The sequence below is a fragment of the Ralstonia flaminis genome, from assembly GCF_958415495.1.
In the GTDB taxonomy this organism is placed as follows: Bacteria; Pseudomonadota; Gammaproteobacteria; order Burkholderiales; family Burkholderiaceae; genus Ralstonia; species Ralstonia flaminis.
Genome location: NZ_CATZLL010000002.1, coordinates 57,162 through 73,811, shown reverse-complemented (window position 1 = coordinate 73,811; position 16,650 = coordinate 57,162). Strand labels below are relative to the sequence as shown.

Below are 16,650 nucleotides of genomic sequence, written 5' to 3'. Positions count from 1 at the left end.
CGCCCCGGGCCAGGCAGTCTGGCCCGGAGAGCGCCCACACAACAACGGATCCGATCCGGCAACAGTAAAAACAGTATTCAGACAGCGGAACCAACATGTCGCTATTCAAGGTGATGGATGTGGCTGGCAGCGCGCTCACCGCGCAGTCCAAGCGCATGAACGTGGTGGCCTCCAACCTGGCCAACGCCGAGAGCGTGACGGGGCCCAACGGCACCGCCTACCGCGCCAAGCAGGTGGTGTTCTCGCCCGAACAGGGATCTGACGACTACGCCACCGGCGTGTCGGTCGACCGTGTGGTGGAAGACACCGTCACCCCCATGAAGCGCATGCACCAGCCGGGCAACCCGCTGGCCGATGCCGACGGCTACGTGACCATGCCGAACGTCGATGTGGTGGACGAAATGGTCAACATGATTTCTGCCTCGCGGTCATACCAGGCCAATGTGGAAGTCGCCAACACCACCAAGACGATGGCCGCCAAGGCCCTGACCCTGGGCCAGTAAGCGCGCCCATTCCAGCCAAGTAACGCGACGAATTTAGCGAGATACGACCATGACCGTCAGCTCCACCTCCAGCACAACCGGCACCTCGAGCACGAGCACCGGCAACAACCTTGCCATCACCAACGGTACCGATCTGCAGAGCACGTTCATGCAGCTCCTGGTTGCGCAGTTGCAGAACCAGGATCCGCTGAACCCGATGGACAACTCGCAGATGACCTCGCAGCTTGCGCAGATCAACACGGTGAATGGCATCCAGCAGCTGAACACCACGATGTCCAGCATGCTCACGCAGAACGCGGCCACGCAGGCTTCGTCAATGATCGGCCGCACCGTGCAGGTGCCGTCGTCCAATCTGTCGCTGGCTTCCGGTACTGCCAACTTTGGTGTTTCGGTGCCCACCGGCGCCGACGATGTGGTGGTCACCATCAAGAACGCCGCTGGAGTTGCTGTGCGCACTGTCGACCTGGGCCAGATGACCGCCGGCTCCGGCAACTACACCTGGAACGGCAAGGACGACAAGGGCAACCAGCTGGCAGACGGCAACTACACGATCGGTGTGGCGGCCACGCAAGGCGGCAAGGTTGTCACGGCAAACGCGCTGGGCACCGACAAGGTGGCTGGCGTGACCATCAACAACGGCACGATGCAACTGGTGCTGGCATCCGGCGGGACGGCCAAGCTGTCTGACGTCGCTTCTATTCAGTAACGGGTCGTCGATACACCCGCGCTTTCTATCTTCTACGGGAGAACACTATGGGATTCCAGCAAGGCCTGAGCGGTCTCGATGCCGCCTCTCAAAACCTCGACGTGATCGGCAGCAACGTGGCCAATGCCAACACGGTCGGCTACAAGAAATCGACCGCCGAGTTTGGCGACGTGTATGCACGTTCGCTGGTTGGCGCCACCGACAACCAAGTCGGCCAGGGTGTGAGCGTGACCAGGGTGTCGCAGTCGTTCACGCAGGGCAATGTGACCAACACCGGCAACCCGCTGGACATCGCCATCAACGGCACGGGCTTCTACCGCATGGTGGATGTAAGCAGCGGTCAGGTGTCGTACACGCGTAACGGCCAGTTCCAGACCGACAAGAACGGCTACATCATCTCCGCTACCGGCCAGAACCTGACCGGCTACGGCGTGGATGCCACCGGCAAGGTGAACACCGCGGTGCTGACCAACCTGAAGATTCCGGTCAACGACCTGGCGCCGCTGGCTACCACCAACACCGCGTTTGGCGTGAACCTTGACGCTGCCGCCACGCCGCCGACCAGCACGCCGTTCTCGGCCACCAACTCCCAGACATTCAACCACTCCGTTTCGGAACAGGTGTACGACGGCACGGGTACGCCCCACATGCTGACCAACTACTACGTGAACACCGGCCCCGGCCAGTGGAGCGTGTATTCGCAGGTGGACGGCGTTGCCCAGACTGCGCCCAACGGCGGTGGCGCAATTGCCACGCTCAGCTTCAACAGCACCGGCCAGCTGACCACGAACCCCAGCAAGATTGCCGCCACGTTTGCGGGCATGAGCATCGCCAACATGGACTTCACCGGCACCACGCAATACGGCGGCGGCTACAACGACACCGCCCCCGGCGTGACGCAGGACGGCTATGCCACCGGCCGTCTGGCCAGCTACTCGGTCGGTACCGACGGCACCATCACGGCAAGCTATTCCAATGGCCGTACCGCCGTGCTGGGCCAGATCGCCATGGCCAACTTCAAGGCACCGGAAGGCCTGCAGAACATCGGCGGCAATCAGTGGGTGGAAACGGCCAACTCGGGCTCGCCCAACCTGGGCACGCCGGGCATGGGTTCGTTCGGCCTGCTGCAGTCGTCGTCGGTGGAGCAATCCAACGTGGATCTGTCGGCGGAGCTGGTGAACATGATCATCGCCCAGCGCTCATACCAGGCCAACGCGCAAACCATCAAGACGCAGGACACCATCCTGCAGACGTTGGTGAGCATGTAAGCACCGGATCGTCATTCCCTGAACGCTCACCCAAGGAACCCGCATGGACCGCTCGATCTACGTGTCGATGACTGGCGTGAAGCACCTGTTCGATCAACAGGCTGCCAGCGCCAACAACCTCGCCAACGCCAGCACTACCGGCTTCAAGGCGCAGATCGATGCGTTCCATACGGTAGGCGTACAGGGCGACGGCTCACCCACACGCAGTTTCGTAATGGCCTCGGCCATTGGCACGGATGTGACACCAGGCCCGGTCGAGACCACCGGCCGGGCCCTGGATGTGGCGGTCGACGGGCAGGGCTACTTTGCCGTGCAAGCTGCGGATGGCACCGAGGCCTACACCCGTGCGGGCACGTTTCAGCTGAGCGCAGACGGCACCATCGTGACCCTGACCGGCCAGCCGGTGATGGGCGATGGCGGGCCCATTACGCTGCCACCCAACACGACAGTGCAGTTTGCCAAGGACGGCACGGTCAATGCCATCAGCGCGGACAACGTTACGCCGCCAGTATCGCTGGGCCGCCTGAAGCTGGTCAGCATTGATCCTTCCAACCTGAGTCGTGGCACTGACGGCCTGTTCCGCCAGCGTGACGGGCAGGATGCCGACGTGAACGAAAACGTGCGTATCACGCCCGGTGCGCTGGAAGGCAGCAACGTCAACCTGACCGACTCGCTGGTCAACATGATTGAAATTTCGCGCCAGCTTGAGATGCAGATGAAGTCACTGCAGACGAGCGACACGAATGCCCAGTCGGCCAACGAACTGCTGCGCCACGCGTAAGCGGCGCGGCTGAACAGAAACAACCAAGGACTCGAACATGATTCGCTCCCTGTGGATTTCCAAAACCGGGATGGACGCCCAGCAATCGCAGCTGGATGTCATCTCGAACAACCTGGCGAACACCAACACGACGGGTTTCAAGGCCTCGCGTGCCGTGTTCGAAGACTTGCTCTACCAGAACGTGCGCGAGCCGGGAGCCCAATCGTCGCAGCAGACCACGTTGCCGTCGGGCATGCAGATCGGTACCGGTGTGCGCCTTGTCGCCACCGAGCGTCTGCACACGCAGGGCAACCTGCAGCAGACCGGCAACTCGACCGATGTGGCGATCAACGGCAACGGGTTCTTCCAGGTGCAGATGCCCGACGGCACGCTGGCTTACACGCGTGACGGCAGCTTCCAGATCAACGCGCAAGGACAACTGGTGACCTCCAGCGGCTATCCGGTCCAGCCGGCCGTCACCATTCCGCAGAATGCCACCAGCCTCACCATCGGCAAGGACGGTATCGTGACCGTCACCACGCCGGGCACGGTCAACAACACGCAGGTGGGGACGTTCCAACTGGCCAACTTCATCAACCCGGCCGGCCTGCGCAGCATGGGTGAGAACCTCTACGCTGAAACCGAGGCCTCCGGCACGGCCAACCTGGCTGCGCCGGGCGCCAACGGCACGGGTGCGCTCAACCAGAACTACGTGGAAACGTCCAACGTGAACGTGGTGGAAGAGATGGTCAACATGATCCAGACGCAGCGTGCGTATGAGATCAACAGCAAGTCGGTTCAGACGTCCGACCAGATGCTGGAGAAGCTGTCGCAGCTCTAAGTGACGCGATCAAAACGATTCTGGTGGTTTGGCGGCGCCTTGCCGTATGACTTGTACTGTCTGCAGCGCCGCCAAACCACCAGAACCGCTGCGCTTCGTTTTGATCACGTTCCTACGCTGAACAGCGCAGTTTTTAAGGATGTAGTGCGATGCAAACCCCCCCGGTCTACTCGCTCCAAAAGGTTCAGCACGGCGGCCGCGCTGTGCGAATCGTTCAACTGGCCGTGCTTGGCACAGCGGCGCTGCTCGTTACGGCGTGTGGTTTCCTGCCGCCACCGGCCCCGATCGTGCAAGGTCCGACCACGGCGCGCCCGCCCATGCCCGTCATGGCACCGCGTCAGAACGGGGCGATCTACCAAGAGGTTGCTTCGGGCAGCGGCGGCTTTCGCGGCATGTTCGAAGACCGCCGCGCACACATGGTGGGTGACACCATCACCATCGTGATTACCGAGAACACGGCGGCCAGCAAGCAGACTTCCGGCAGCGTAGACCGCAGCGGCAGCAAGACGACGTCGGTGCCCACCTTTGCCGGCATGAACCCGGGCGTGCTGTCGTTGCTGGGCGTGTCGGCCAGCGATGCCAACAAGTTCGACAGCAAGGGCGCCAATGGTGCGCAGAACAATTTCACCGCCACCATTACCGTGACGGTGGTGGAAGTGCTCGGCAACGGCAACCTTGTCGTGAGCGGCGAGAAGCAGATGGCGGTGGGGCAAGGCACCGAGTCGATCAAGTTCTCGGGCGTGGTCAATCCGACCACCGTCAATAACCAGAACACCGTGCTGTCCACCCAGGTGGCGGATGCACGCATGGAATACCGCGGCACAGGCTACGTGGCTGAAGCCCAGCAGATGGGCTGGCTGTCGCGCTTCTTCCTGACAGTGTCACCGTTCTAAGGAAGTGGCCATGACTTTGCATCGCATCATCGGCGCGGCCCTGGTGGCACTGAGCGCAATTTGCACGCTTGTTCCCACTACGGCACACGCCGACCGCATCAAGGATCTGACCACCATTGCCGGCGTGCGCGAGAACGCGCTGATCGGCTATGGCTTGGTCGTCGGCCTGGACGGCAGTGGTGACCAGACCACGCAGACACCGTTTACGATCCAGAGCTTCAACAACATGCTCACGCAGTTCGGCATCAACGTGCCGGCCGGCGCCAGCATCCAGCTCAAGAACACCGCTGCGGTGGTGGTGACGGCCTCGCTGCCTGCCTTTGTGCGGCCGGGCCAGATGATTGACGTGACGGTCTCCTCCATCGGCAATGCCAAGAGCCTGCGCGGCGGCACGCTGCTGCTCACGCCGCTCAAGGGCGTGGACGGCCAGCTCTACGCTCTGGCGCAGGGCAACGTGGTGATTGGCGGCGCGGGTGCATCGGCCAACGGCAGCAAGGTCCAGATCAACCAGCTCGGCGCTGGCCGCATTGCCAACGGGGCGACGGTGGAGCGTGCCGTGCAGGCCACGGTGGGTGAGGCCGGCAGCGTCCAGCTCGATACCGGCACCACTGACTTCGGTACGGTGCAGAACATCGTCAACGCCATCAACAAGCAATTTGGGGCGGATACCGCCCAGGCCGCGGATGGCCGCACGATCAACGTGCGCGCACCGGCACTGGCGTCGGACCGCGTCGGGTTTGTCGCCAAGCTGCAGAACATTGAGGTGACACCGGCATTGGCCGCTGCACGTGTGGTCGTCAACGCCCGCACGGGTTCGGTGGTGATGAACCAGCTCGTCAAGCTTGAGCCCTGTGCGGTGGCGCACGGCAACTTGTCGGTCACCATCAGCACCGAGCCGGTGGTGAGCCAGCCGGCACCGTTCTCGCAAGGCCAGACGGTGGCGGCGGCGCGCTCGAACATTGAGGTCAAGCAGCAGGGCGGCAGTCTCATCAACGTGAAGGGCGGCACCAACCTGGCGGATGTGGTCAAGGCCATCAACGCGATCGGCGCCAACCCGCAAGACCTGATCTCGATCCTGCAGGCGATGAAGGCGGCCAACGCCCTGCGCGCCGAGCTGGAAATCATCTGATGCCCGGGCAAGGTAAGGAAGACGCACCATGAACCCGACCGACCTCACCAGCCGGCTGGCGCTCGACTCCACAGGATTCGAGTCGCTCAAGCAGGCCGCGCGTACCGACCCGACCGGCGCAGCCAAGACCGTCGCCAAGCAGTTCGACGCGATCTTCGTGAATATGATGCTCAAGCAGATGCGTGATGCATCGCCGCAGAATGGGCCGTTCGATTCATCGTCGACCAAGATGTATACGTCGATGCTCGACCAGCAGCTCTCGCAGACGATGGCATCGCGTGGGGTGGGCGTGGCGGATCAGCTGCTCAAGCAGATGCTGCGCCAGGCCAATCGTGTCAACCCGGATGCCGGTGGCCCGGTCAATACCGCGCTGTCCAACACCACCGCTACGAATACCGCCTTGCCTGGTGCCGCAGGTTCCACGGGCGATGCCGCCAAGGCCATCGCCCGTGCGTCGCTCAATAGCATGGCCGCGGCAGTTGCGCCCGGCACGGAAGACGACGGCTCGGGCATCAGCACTGTGCCGCGCCCGGGTTTGGAAGAGCGCGTGCAGCGTGCCCTGGCGGCCCTGCGCAAGCAGTCCGACGCTGGGCAGTCGACCAATGCACCGCCTGATGTGGATCTGTCGACCGTGGCTTCTGAGCCGCGGGGCGAGCGCATGGCCAGCTTCTACAACAAGCTGATCGGCCACGCGTCGCAGGCCGCGCAGGAAACCGGCATTCCGGCCAACTTCATGATTGGCCACGCCGCGCTGGAGTCCGGCTGGGGCCGCCGCGAAATCAAGGACAAGGACGGCACCAACACCCACAACCTGTTCGGCATCAAGGCTGGCGGCTCGTGGACGGGCAAGACCGCCACAGTGACCACCACCGAATACGTGGGCGGCGTTGCCCACAAGGTCCAGGAGAAGTTCCGGGCCTACGGTTCGTACGCCGAGGCGTTCAAGGACTACGCCAACCTGCTGGCCAACAACCCGCGCTACAGCAATGTCGTGGCGGCCGGCAACGGTAACGACGCGGCGTCGTTCGCCAAGGGCCTGCAGCGTGCCGGCTACGCCACAGACCCGAACTATGCCAACAAGATCATGGCGGTGCTCAAGCAGATTGTTTGACGTTCGCTATTAAAAATTAGAATCGATAGCATCGGCCGGCTCAAGTTTGTTCTGAGCCGGCCGATGTTGTTTTTAGGGTCCATCCTGGCGGCGTTGTGCCGCCTGCACCGAGACAATTATGAGCAGCTCCCTCTTGAATATTGGCGCGAGTGGCCTGCGGGTTGCAGATATCAACCTGCAGGTGACCGGCAACAACATTGCCAATGCCAGCACGCCCGGCTATTCGCGCCAGGAAGCCGTGCAGACGGAGAACATCCCGCTGAATGCCGGTGTCGGCTATCTGGGCCAGGGTGTCAATGTGACGACCGTCAAGCGCATCTACGATCAGTATCTGACTGCGCAGGTGCAGAGCGGCCAGGCCGCAACGAGCGCCGCCGACCAGCTCAACAACCTGGTCTCTGGCCTGAGCCAGTACATGTCGGACAGCAACAGCGGGCTGAGCTCGGCGCTGACCAGCTTTTTCAACGGGGCAGACGGTCTGACGTCCAACCCGTCGAGCACCACAGCGCGCCAAGTGTTTCTGAATGCCGCTTCCGGCCTGCAGAGCCGTTTCAACTCGATGGCCGGTCAGTTGAGTTCGCTGTCTGCGCAGGTCAACACGCAGGTGCAGACGCAGATCAGTTCTGTGAACAGCGTTGCACAGCAGCTTGCCTCGCTCAACGACCAGATCTCCAAGGCCGAGGCCTCCACTGGCCAACCCGCGAACGACCTGCGTGACCAGCGCGATCAGCTCGTGCAGACGCTTAATCAGTCGATCAAGGCCAGTGTGGTGCAGACCAGTGACGGCCAGTACAACATCTATGTGGGCAACGGTCAGGCACTGGTGCAGGGCAACCAGAGCTACCAGTTGGCCGCCGTGCCTTCGCAGTACGACCCAACGCAGCTGTCGGTGGGCTACAAGAGCCCGGCCGGTACCGTCACCATTGGCGATAACCAACTGGGCGGCGGTGCGCTGGGCGGCCTGATGAGTTTCCGCGAGAACACGCTTATCCCGGCGCAGAACCAACTGGGTAAGCTGGCTGCGGCCGTGTCGGCAGACGTCAATGCGCAAAACCAACTGGGCATGGACGCCAACGGCAACATGGGGCAAGCCCTTTTTTCGGTGGCAGGCCCCGGCGTTGCGGCCAGCAGCAGTAACACCGGCAACGCCACGGTCACGGCCAGCATCACCAATGCCAACGCGGGCCAGGGTTACGATTACCAGATCAAGTATCAGGGCGGTGCCTACACCGTCTCGCACTACCCGGACGGCTCTGCCTCCGTGACGGTGACGAGCTGGCCGACCACCATTGATGGCGTCACGATGAACCTGTCGGGCACCATGAACAGCGGGGATTCGTTCCTGGTGCGCCCGACGGCCAACGCTGCATCCACCATGCAGACGCTGACCACCGACTACCACGCTGTGGCCGCAGCCACGCCCGTGGTGCTCAACCAGGGCAGCAACAACACGGGCAACGCCACGGTGTCGTCCATCGGCGTGGATAGCACGTACGCCGGCTCGCCGCTCACCTCGCCGATCAACCTGACGTACAGCTCGGCCGTGGGCGGTTCGCTCTCGGGCTTCCCGGGCAGCGTGACGGTCAACGTCAACGGTACCAGCACGACGTACAGCGGCGGTACGGCGCCGTACACGCAGGGCGCGACGTATTCGTTCAATGGTGTGCAACTCACGCTCTCGGGCACCCCGGCCAACGGCGACACGTTTGCCGTTTCGGCCAACACCGCCAACAGCACCGACGGCGGCAATGCCAGCGCGCTGGCCAAGCTGCGCAACGCCACGCTGCTTGACGGTGGCACCAACTCGATTGGCACGTCGTGGAACAACCTCGTCACTCAGGTGGGTGTGCAAGCCAATACGGCAAGCACCAACCTGACCTCTCAGAAGGCACTGCTGGCAAATGCCACATCGGCGCAACAGTCGGTGTCTGCCGTGAGCCTGGATGACGAAGCGATGAACCTGATGAAATACCAGCAGGCCTATCAGGCATCGGCCAAGGTGATGCAGACGGCAAATACGCTGTTCGACACCTTGCTGTCGATTGCCGGCAGCTAACGCACACGATTGAAGAATCGCGCCAATGTGCCGATAACGCTCTAAAGCCTTCTGCCCGGATCGACCATGCGAGTCAGTACAGCCCAATTCTTTGCCGCGTCCACCGCCTCGATGCAGAACACGCAGTCGAACCTGATGACGCTGCAGCAGCAGCTTGCGAGCGGCATTGCGCTCACCAGCGCGGGCGACAACCCGAGCGCGTTCGGCCAGATGTCGCAGCTGCAACAGACGCAGGACGCCAACGACCAGTATCAGACCAACCGTGATGCCACGGACGCGCGCCTGACCACAGTCTCTTCGGCGCTCACCGACCTGGTGAATACGCTGCAGCAGGGCAAGCAGTCGCTGGTGACAGCCAACACCACGCTGATGACGGATTCGCAGCGCATTGGCGTGCTGGCGCAGGTCAAGCAGCAGTATCAGCAGTTGCTTGCCACCGCCAACCAACGTGACGCCTCGGGCGTCGCCCTGTTTGGCGGCGCCAAGGGCACGACGGATCCGTTCGTCAACACGGGCGGCAGCGTGCAGTATGTCGGCAGCGGTCAGCCGCCCACGGTGCAGGTGTCGCAGAACATCTCGATGCCGAACTCGGTGTCGGGCGACTCGGTGTTCGTGCGCATTGCCAACACGGACCCGTCCAACCCGAGCGCCAACCAGAGCATTTTCAAGACGTACGAAAACCTGATCACGGCGCTGTCCACCCCGATCAATCCGGCCACCCAGGCCACCGACGTTGCCAACCTACAGAAGGCTGTGCAAACCGCGCAGGGCAACCTCGACAACGCTTACCAGGTCGCCCTGCAGGCGCAGGTAACGGTGGGTACGCAGCAGGCGCAGATCACCACGCTCAACAGCAGCGGCTCGAACTACGGCGAGCAGTTGAAGGAGCAGATCTCCAAGCTGCAGTCGGTGGACTACACCACCGCCATTTCGCAATTTACCCAGCAGCAGGTGTCGTTGCAGGCCGCGCAGAAGACGTTCACGGCCATGCAGGGCATGACGCTGTTCCAGTACTTCAATCCTTGACCTTTCGCCAGGAACGGTAACCCTGGGCGGGCGCATAATGGCCGCCTGGTTACCGTCTGGATGGGTCATGCCGATTCAATACCTCCGCCGCCTGACCAGCCCCGAGCGCACCGAAGACGCCAACCGGCGCCTGGGGCAATCACTGGCCCTGGTAGCGGGTGCCGCCAATGCAGGCGGTTTCCTTGCCGTCAAGCAGTACACCTCGCATATGTCCGGCATTGTCTCGGCAATGGCCGACGATCTTGTGCTGGGCGACGTTGTGCTCGTTCTGGCCGGTCTTGCGTCACTGCTGGCGTTTGTGTGCGGTGCGGCCTGCACTGCCGTGCTGGTCAACTGGGGGCATCGGCGCAATACGCAGAGCGAGTTTGCATTGCCGTTGATGCTCGAAGCGGGGCTCCTGCTGCTGTTCGGCCTGATGGGTACGTCGCTAGGGGAATACCGCGTCGTGTTTGTGCCGGCAACCGTGGTGCTGCTGTGTTTCCTGATGGGGTTGCAGAACGCCATCATTACCAAGATTTCGAAGGCGGAGATCCGCACCACACATGTGACCGGTCTGGCCACCGATATCGGGATCGAGATCGGCAAGGCACTGTATTGGAACCATGGGCACCGAAACCTGCCGGCCGTTGTTGCCAATCGCCCAAAGCTGCGGCTGCTGGCTTCATTGCTGGGAATGTTCTTTCTGGGTGGCGTGGCGGGGGCGCTAGGGTTCAAGCATATGGGGTATGCGACCACCATTCCGCTGGCGACGATCCTGATGGTGCTGGCCGTGGTGCCGGTGGTGGATGATTTGGTGGCGCGTCGGCGGTAGGTTGATTAGATCATCCCGCCGTTGACGCCAATGACCTGCCGCGTGACATACGACGCCGCATCCGACATCAGAAAGCCCACCACCGCAGCCACCTCTGCCGGCTGCCCCACGCGGTTCATCGGCACCGCTTCCAGCGCCTGATCCAGGTGCTCCATGTGTGCCAGCATCTCGGTCTCGATCAGCCCCGGCGCCACGCAGTTGACGGTGATGCGGCGCGAGGCCAGCTCGACGGCCAGCGCCTTTGTCGCGCCAATCAACCCCGCCTTGGCCGCGCTGTAGTTGACCTGCCCACGGTTGCCCATTACGCCTGATACGGAGGCAATGGTGACGATGCGTCTGCCCTGGCGTGCACGCACCATCGGCATCGTGAGCGGGTGCACAACGTTGTAGAAGCCGTCCAGGCTGGTCTCCAGAACGATGTCCCAGTCTTCGCCCGTCAATGCAGGGAAGGCCGCGTCGCGCGTGACGCCCGCGCACAGGACGATGCCGTAGTAGGCGCCGTGTGCTTCCATATCGGCTTCGAGTTGTGTGCGACAGGCTGTGCGGTCACGCACGTCGAACTACAGGACGTGGGCGGTGCCGCCGTGGGCCTGGATCTCGGCGACGACGGCCTCGGCCTCTTTGCGGCCGCTGCGGCAGTGGACCGAAACGTTGAACCCGTCAGATGCCAGTTGGTAGGCGATCGCGCGGCCAATGCCACGGCTTGCACTTGTCACAAGAACACGGCGGCTCATGAGGTGGGATCCCCTTCATTGGATGCTTGGAATGGGTGCAAGCCAACAGCACCCGAGGGGGCGGGCGCTGTACCGCGCTAGCGAGGCGTCGCCCCAAACTGAGTAAACGCCCGCCCACTGAGTTCCAACGCATCCATGACCGACCGCTCCACCACCGGTGCAAGCGAAGTCATCATCACCATGATGAGCATCAACCCCACCACCAGCGTGGCGGAAATGCCCACAGCAAAGGGGTTGAGCGCCTGTGCGGTGCGTGCGAGCACCGCAAAGCCCAGGTTGACGATCATCATGATGGCAATGATCGGCAGAGCGACGCGCACGGCCAGCGCGAAGGCAATGGTGCCGCCTTCGGCCAGTGCCTGCCAGCCGGAGTTGGCCAGCGGTGCGGCCGAGACGGGCAGGGCGGTAAAGCTGTCGAACAGGGCGTGCAGCAGCACGAGGTGCCCGTCGCCGGCAATGAAGGCGGTGATGGCCGTGAGGTTGAGGAAGCGGCCGAGCAGCATGCTGCTTTCGGTCTGCTGCGGGTCGATCAGCGTGGCAAAGCCCAGGCCCATCTGTATCGACATCAGCTCACCCGCGCCACTGATGGCGCTGAACACGAGCTGCACGCAAAACCCGAGCGACAGGCCGATCGCCACTTGCAGCAGGGTGATCCACAACCCCTCGTACGAGCCCACGGACACGCCAGGCGGCACCGGCAGTATCGGTGCCAGCGCCACCGTGAGGATCACGCCGAATGCCACCTTGATCGACATCGGCACCTCCGTGTTGGCAAACGGCGGCGCAATGGCAATGAATGCCAGAATGCGCACGAGCGGCCACCAGTACATGGCGATCCAGCCGTTGAGCTGGGTGGCGGTGAACTGGATCATGGTCGATTTGGCGGAGTGGGGCGGCTACGTCAGCTCGGCTACGTCAATTCACGTAGTTGGGGATGTTGGTGAGCAGATCGCGCGTGTAGTCGACGATCACGCTCACGAGCCAGGGGCCGGCCAGGATCATGGTGGCGGCCACGGCCACCAGCTTGGGAATGAACGACAGCGATTGCTCGTTCAGCTGTGTGGCAGCCTGGAACACCGCCATCAGCAGGCCAACCACGAGTGATACCAATAGCATGGGCGCGCCCACCATCATGGCGACCTGCATCGCCTGGCGCGCCATATCCAATACGTATTCGGGTGTCATGACGGCTCCTTATTGCACAAAGCTCTGGGCCAGTGAGCCCAGCAACAGGTGCCAGCCATCCACCAGCACAAACAGCATGATCTTGAACGGCAGCGAGAAGATCGACGGCGTGACCATCATCATCCCCATCGACATCAGCACCGCCGCCACCACAATGTCGATCACCAGGAACGGGATGAAGATGGCAAACCCGATCTGGAACGCGCTCTTCAGCTCGCTGGTGACAAAGGCGGGAATGAGCGCGCGCATGGGCGTCTGTTCGGGCGCGGCGATGGGCGGCATGTTGCCCATCTTGACGAACAGGGCGAGATCCGGCTCGCGCGTCTGCTTGAGCATGAACTGGCGCAGCGGGGTGGCCGCGGTGTCCATGGCCTGTTCTACGGTGATCTTGTTGTCGCGCAGCGGCACGTAGGCGTCGGTGTACACCTTGTCGAGCACCGGCGACATGACGAAGAACGTGAGGAACAGCGCCAGCCCGATCAACACCTGGTTGGGCGGGGTGGTCTGCGTGCCCAGCGCATGGCGCAGCAACGACAGCACGATGATGATGCGCGTGAAGCTGCTCATCATCAGGATGATGGCTGGCAGGAAACCCAGCGACGTGAGGAAGATCAGCGTTTGCACCGGCAGCGTGTAGCTCTGCCCGCCGGCAGCGCCCGAGAGCAGCGGCAGGCCGGGTTGCGCCTGCGCAAACACGGCGGGTGCGGCACACAGCAGTGCCAGTGCAATCAATAGACGCACACCAGAGAAGACAGCACGCATGTTCATTCCGACTTCCCCGTCAGATGGCGCTTGACCTGGATGGCCAGTGCGTCGGCAAAGGAAGGGGGTTTGGTATTGGCGCCGTCACCGGAGCCGGCATCCGGCTCGGTAGGGCTGGCAGGCTCAATGGGGCGTGGCAACGTGTGCAGCGTCTGCACGTTGTGCTGGGTGACGCCCAGCACCAGCCACGTGCCTTCCACTTCCACCACCACCACCTTCTCGCGGGCGCCCAGCATCTGCTGCGCCACCACCGAGACGACCTGGCTGCGGCGCCCAGGGCCCATGCCCGCACGCTGCTGCAGCCTGCGCAGCAGCCAGCCGGCTGCCACGATCATGGCCAATACGACAAACAGGCCGCCCAAGGTGCGGGCCCAATCAACTGCATGGTTCATTTCAACACCTTGCCCGGGGGGAGCAGTGGTTGCGCAGGGTGCGTCAGGTGCGACGCTGGGTGGTTCAACTCAGCGGTTCAACTTACGGATACGTTCGGACGGCGTGATGATGTCGGTCAGGCGGATACCGAACTTCTCGTTCACCACCACCACTTCGCCCTGGGCGATCAGGTAACCGTTGACGAGCACGTCCATCGGCTCACCGGCCAGTGCGTCCAGTTCCACCACCGAGCCCTGCGCCAGTTGCAGCAGGTTCTTGATGGGCACCTTGGTGCGGCCAAGCTCCACCGTCAACTGCACGGGGATGTCCAGAATCATGTCGATGTCGTTGCGCGAGCTGGTTGTGCTCGGGCTGTCGGCCATCAACGGCTTGAAGACCGAATCGGCGGCTGGCGTAGGAGCGGGCGCGCTTGCCGGCGGATTGGCTGCAGCGCGTTGCGCGGCTTCCAGGGCCATGGCCTCTTCCATCGTCATCTCGACATCGATGTCGTCGGCGCTGGTCTCGGGGTTCATGGTCGGTTCAGTTGTCATCGTCAGACTCCATGGCAGATTCACTGCCGCTCATATTCAGCATGCGGTTGACCCGCAGGGCGTATTGACCGTTGAAGGTGCCGTAGCTGCATTCCATGACGGGCACGCCGTCCACCTTGGCGGTCACGAAATCGTCCAGCTCAACCGGCAGGACATCGCCCACCTTCATGTTCAGGAGGTCAGAAAACTGCACGCGGGCTGTGGTCAGGTCAGCAATCAGTTCCACCTCGGCGGTCTGCACCTGCTGCGAGAGCAGCCGCACCCAGCGCTTGTCCACTTCCAGCGCCTCGCCCTGGATGGCGGAGGTGAGCCGGTCGCGGATCGGCTCGATCATCGTGTAGGGCATGCAGATGTGCACGTCGCCGCCGTTGCTGCCCAGCTCCACGCTGAAGCTGGTCGTCACCACCACCTCATTGGGCGTGGCCACGTTGGCAAACTCGGTGTGCATTTCCATGCGCAGCTGTTCGAACTCGATCGGGTAGATCGGCTGCCATGCCTTGCCGTAGTGGTCGAACATCAACTGCAGCATGCGCTGGATGATGCGCTGCTCGACGTCCGTAAAGTCACGGCCTTCCACGCGCATGTGGAAGCGCCCGTCGCCACCGAACAGGTTGTCGACCACCAGGAAGATCAGGTTGGGGTCGAACACGAACAGCGCCGTGCCGCGCAGCGGCTTGACGTGCACCAGGTTGATAGCGGCCGGCACGACCAGGTTGCGGATGAACTCGCTGTACTTCTGGACCTTCACCGGCCCAACGGAGATCTCCGCATTGCGGCGCATGAAGTTGAACAACCCCAGGCGCCAGTTGCGCGCAAACCGCTCGTTGATGATTTCCAGCGTGGGCATGCGCCCACGGACGATGCGCTCCTGAGAGCCCAGGTTGTAGGTGCGGATACCAGACGGGTCGGCCTCGACAGGTTCCTCGTCGACCTCGTTGGTGACGCCCTTGAGGAGCGCATCGATCTCCTCCTGGGAAAGAAACTCTTCCTTGAGCATGTCACTGGATCACGAAGTTGGTGAACAGGACGTCCGCTACCGGCGATTCCTTGCCGACAGCCTTGAACACCTGCTCGCATTGTTCGACGATTTCCTTGGCGAGTGCGGCCTTGCCCTCTGCCGGATAGAGCTCGGTGGGCGACTTGCTGGCCAGCAGCGTCAGGATCCGGCTGCGCAGTTCGGGCGTGTAGGTCTTGATGCCTTCTTCTGCGTGCTTGTCAAAGCTCTTGAAGGTGATGCCGATCTGCAGATAGCGATCGTTGCCTTCCTCGGGCTTGAGGTTGACGGTCAGGGTGTCCATCGGCACGAACACCGGCTCTTTGGGCTTGGCCGGTGCGGCGGGGGACGCAGCGTGGTTGGCGCCTCCCAGGAAGAACCAGGCAGCGGCGCCGCCCATGCCGACGAGCACGAGCACGATCAGGATGATCAGCAGCAGCTTGGTAGAGCCGCCCTTGGCAGCAGGGGCGGGTGCGGTAGTGGCGGCAGCGGCTTCGGCCATGGGGATCACTCGGAGGCTATAGGGGGGTGGGCCTTCCCGGCTCGAAATTCGGAAATTCCAGAGTCGGGTTCTCGGATGGCATTCTTCACCACCTCTGTCCAGCTCATTCCGCCAAGAAACGCGGTCAATCCCGTCTATCTCGGGGGTTTGCGGCAAAGAGATGGGTGGATTTGGTGACTGTAAAGTAATCTATAAATCACTTTATGGCGATGCATCTCGCCCCCATGCGCCTTCCTCACCGCCCGGCGCGCAAGCCGCTGCGTAAAAGTGATGTCGGCCCGAAAGATTTGCCCGCGCGTGCCGTTGTAGTTGTGCAAAGGGCGCCGGGCAAGTTTTCGGCGCCGCACAAACGTCCAGCCGGAAGCCGTCTTGAATTCCTTGCCCTTTCCCACCCGAGCTGCTCTTGGCGCCGTCGATGCCGACGGACTGCCAGCTGACTGTCCGGC

The 16,650-nt window shown here is 62.7% G+C and carries 18 protein-coding genes and 1 pseudogene; 11 read left to right on the top strand and 8 right to left on the bottom strand.

The window, feature by feature from the left end; translation table 11 throughout:
* Window positions 1-95 precede the first annotated feature (95 nt).
* The 11 genes from flgC (at window position 96) to R2N11_RS02900 (ending at window position 11,104) form a co-directional block, all read left to right on the top strand.
* Window positions 96-503 carry a flagellar basal body rod protein FlgC gene (gene flgC / locus R2N11_RS02950; protein WP_199027338.1) on the top strand — a complete coding sequence of 136 codons (408 nt, stop codon included), beginning with the start codon at window positions 96-98 and terminating at the stop codon, window positions 501-503.
* Between the two features lie 49 nt (window positions 504-552).
* Window positions 553-1,209, top strand: a complete 657-nt coding sequence (locus R2N11_RS02945; protein ID WP_199027340.1) for a flagellar hook assembly protein FlgD — start codon at window positions 553-555, stop codon at window positions 1,207-1,209.
* Window positions 1,210-1,256: 47 nt separating this feature from the next.
* A complete protein-coding gene (gene flgE / locus R2N11_RS02940; RefSeq protein WP_316680084.1) occupies window positions 1,257-2,477 on the top strand; it encodes a flagellar hook protein FlgE in 1,221 nt (406 codons plus the stop codon).
* A 43-nt stretch (window positions 2,478-2,520) separates the two neighbouring features.
* Window positions 2,521-3,258, top strand: a complete 738-nt coding sequence (gene flgF / locus R2N11_RS02935) for a flagellar basal-body rod protein FlgF (protein ID WP_316680083.1) — start codon at window positions 2,521-2,523, stop codon at window positions 3,256-3,258.
* 37 nt (window positions 3,259-3,295) lie between these two features.
* Window positions 3,296-4,078, top strand: a complete 783-nt coding sequence (gene flgG / locus R2N11_RS02930) for a flagellar basal-body rod protein FlgG (protein WP_316680082.1) — start codon at window positions 3,296-3,298, stop codon at window positions 4,076-4,078.
* A 149-nt stretch (window positions 4,079-4,227) separates the two neighbouring features.
* Complete coding sequence (locus R2N11_RS02925) at window positions 4,228-4,971, top strand: flagellar basal body L-ring protein FlgH (protein ID WP_316680081.1); 744 nt, start codon at window positions 4,228-4,230, stop codon at window positions 4,969-4,971.
* Window positions 4,972-4,981: 10 nt separating this feature from the next.
* Window positions 4,982-6,100, top strand: coding sequence for a flagellar basal body P-ring protein FlgI (locus R2N11_RS02920; protein ID WP_199027350.1), 1,119 nt, complete (start codon window positions 4,982-4,984; stop codon window positions 6,098-6,100).
* A gap of 28 nt (window positions 6,101-6,128) precedes the next feature.
* On the top strand, window positions 6,129-7,211 hold the full coding sequence (gene flgJ / locus R2N11_RS02915; protein WP_199027352.1) for a flagellar assembly peptidoglycan hydrolase FlgJ: 1,083 nt from the start codon (window positions 6,129-6,131) through the stop codon (window positions 7,209-7,211).
* 118 nt (window positions 7,212-7,329) lie between these two features.
* A complete protein-coding gene (gene flgK, locus R2N11_RS02910; RefSeq protein WP_199027359.1) occupies window positions 7,330-9,267 on the top strand; it encodes a flagellar hook-associated protein FlgK in 1,938 nt (645 codons plus the stop codon).
* 66 nt (window positions 9,268-9,333) lie between these two features.
* Window positions 9,334-10,293, top strand: coding sequence for a flagellar hook-associated protein FlgL (gene flgL, locus R2N11_RS02905; RefSeq protein WP_316680080.1), 960 nt, complete (start codon window positions 9,334-9,336; stop codon window positions 10,291-10,293).
* 67 nt (window positions 10,294-10,360) lie between these two features.
* A complete protein-coding gene (locus tag R2N11_RS02900; RefSeq protein WP_199033285.1) occupies window positions 10,361-11,104 on the top strand; it encodes a YoaK family protein in 744 nt (247 codons plus the stop codon).
* Window positions 11,105-11,109: 5 nt separating this feature from the next.
* Here the strand turns inward: R2N11_RS02900 and R2N11_RS02895 are convergent.
* From R2N11_RS02895 to fliL, 8 genes and pseudogenes are all read right to left on the bottom strand, one after another.
* Window positions 11,110-11,838 (bottom strand): annotated as a pseudogene (locus R2N11_RS02895) (3-ketoacyl-ACP reductase FabG2).
* Window positions 11,839-11,915: 77 nt separating this feature from the next.
* Complete coding sequence (fliR, locus tag R2N11_RS02890) at window positions 11,916-12,710, bottom strand: flagellar biosynthetic protein FliR (RefSeq protein ID WP_199030805.1); 795 nt, start codon at window positions 12,708-12,710, stop codon at window positions 11,916-11,918.
* A 43-nt stretch (window positions 12,711-12,753) separates the two neighbouring features.
* Window positions 12,754-13,023, bottom strand: a complete 270-nt coding sequence (gene fliQ, locus R2N11_RS02885) for a flagellar biosynthesis protein FliQ (RefSeq protein WP_021193480.1) — start codon at window positions 13,021-13,023, stop codon at window positions 12,754-12,756.
* A gap of 9 nt (window positions 13,024-13,032) precedes the next feature.
* Window positions 13,033-13,791, bottom strand: a complete 759-nt coding sequence (fliP, locus tag R2N11_RS02880; protein WP_316680079.1) for a flagellar type III secretion system pore protein FliP — start codon at window positions 13,789-13,791, stop codon at window positions 13,033-13,035.
* The gene (fliO, locus tag R2N11_RS02875; protein WP_199030803.1) at window positions 13,788-14,177 is read right to left on the bottom strand and encodes a flagellar biosynthetic protein FliO; all 390 of its coding nucleotides are present in this window, start codon (window positions 14,175-14,177) and stop codon (window positions 13,788-13,790) included. Before fliO ends, fliP begins: the two co-directional genes overlap by 4 nt.
* Window positions 14,178-14,246: 69 nt before the next feature.
* Window positions 14,247-14,708 carry a flagellar motor switch protein FliN gene (gene fliN / locus R2N11_RS02870; protein ID WP_199030802.1) on the bottom strand — a complete coding sequence of 154 codons (462 nt, stop codon included), beginning with the start codon at window positions 14,706-14,708 and terminating at the stop codon, window positions 14,247-14,249.
* Window positions 14,698-15,705 (bottom strand): flagellar motor switch protein FliM, encoded by a 1,008-nt coding sequence (fliM, locus tag R2N11_RS02865; RefSeq protein ID WP_199030801.1) that lies wholly within the window; start codon window positions 15,703-15,705, stop codon window positions 14,698-14,700. The genes fliN and fliM overlap by 11 nt, the downstream gene beginning before the upstream one ends.
* Window position 15,706: 1 nt before the next feature.
* On the bottom strand, window positions 15,707-16,204 hold the full coding sequence (gene fliL / locus R2N11_RS02860) for a flagellar basal body-associated protein FliL (protein ID WP_048935572.1): 498 nt from the start codon (window positions 16,202-16,204) through the stop codon (window positions 15,707-15,709).
* Between the last annotated feature and the right edge of the window lie 446 nt (window positions 16,205-16,650).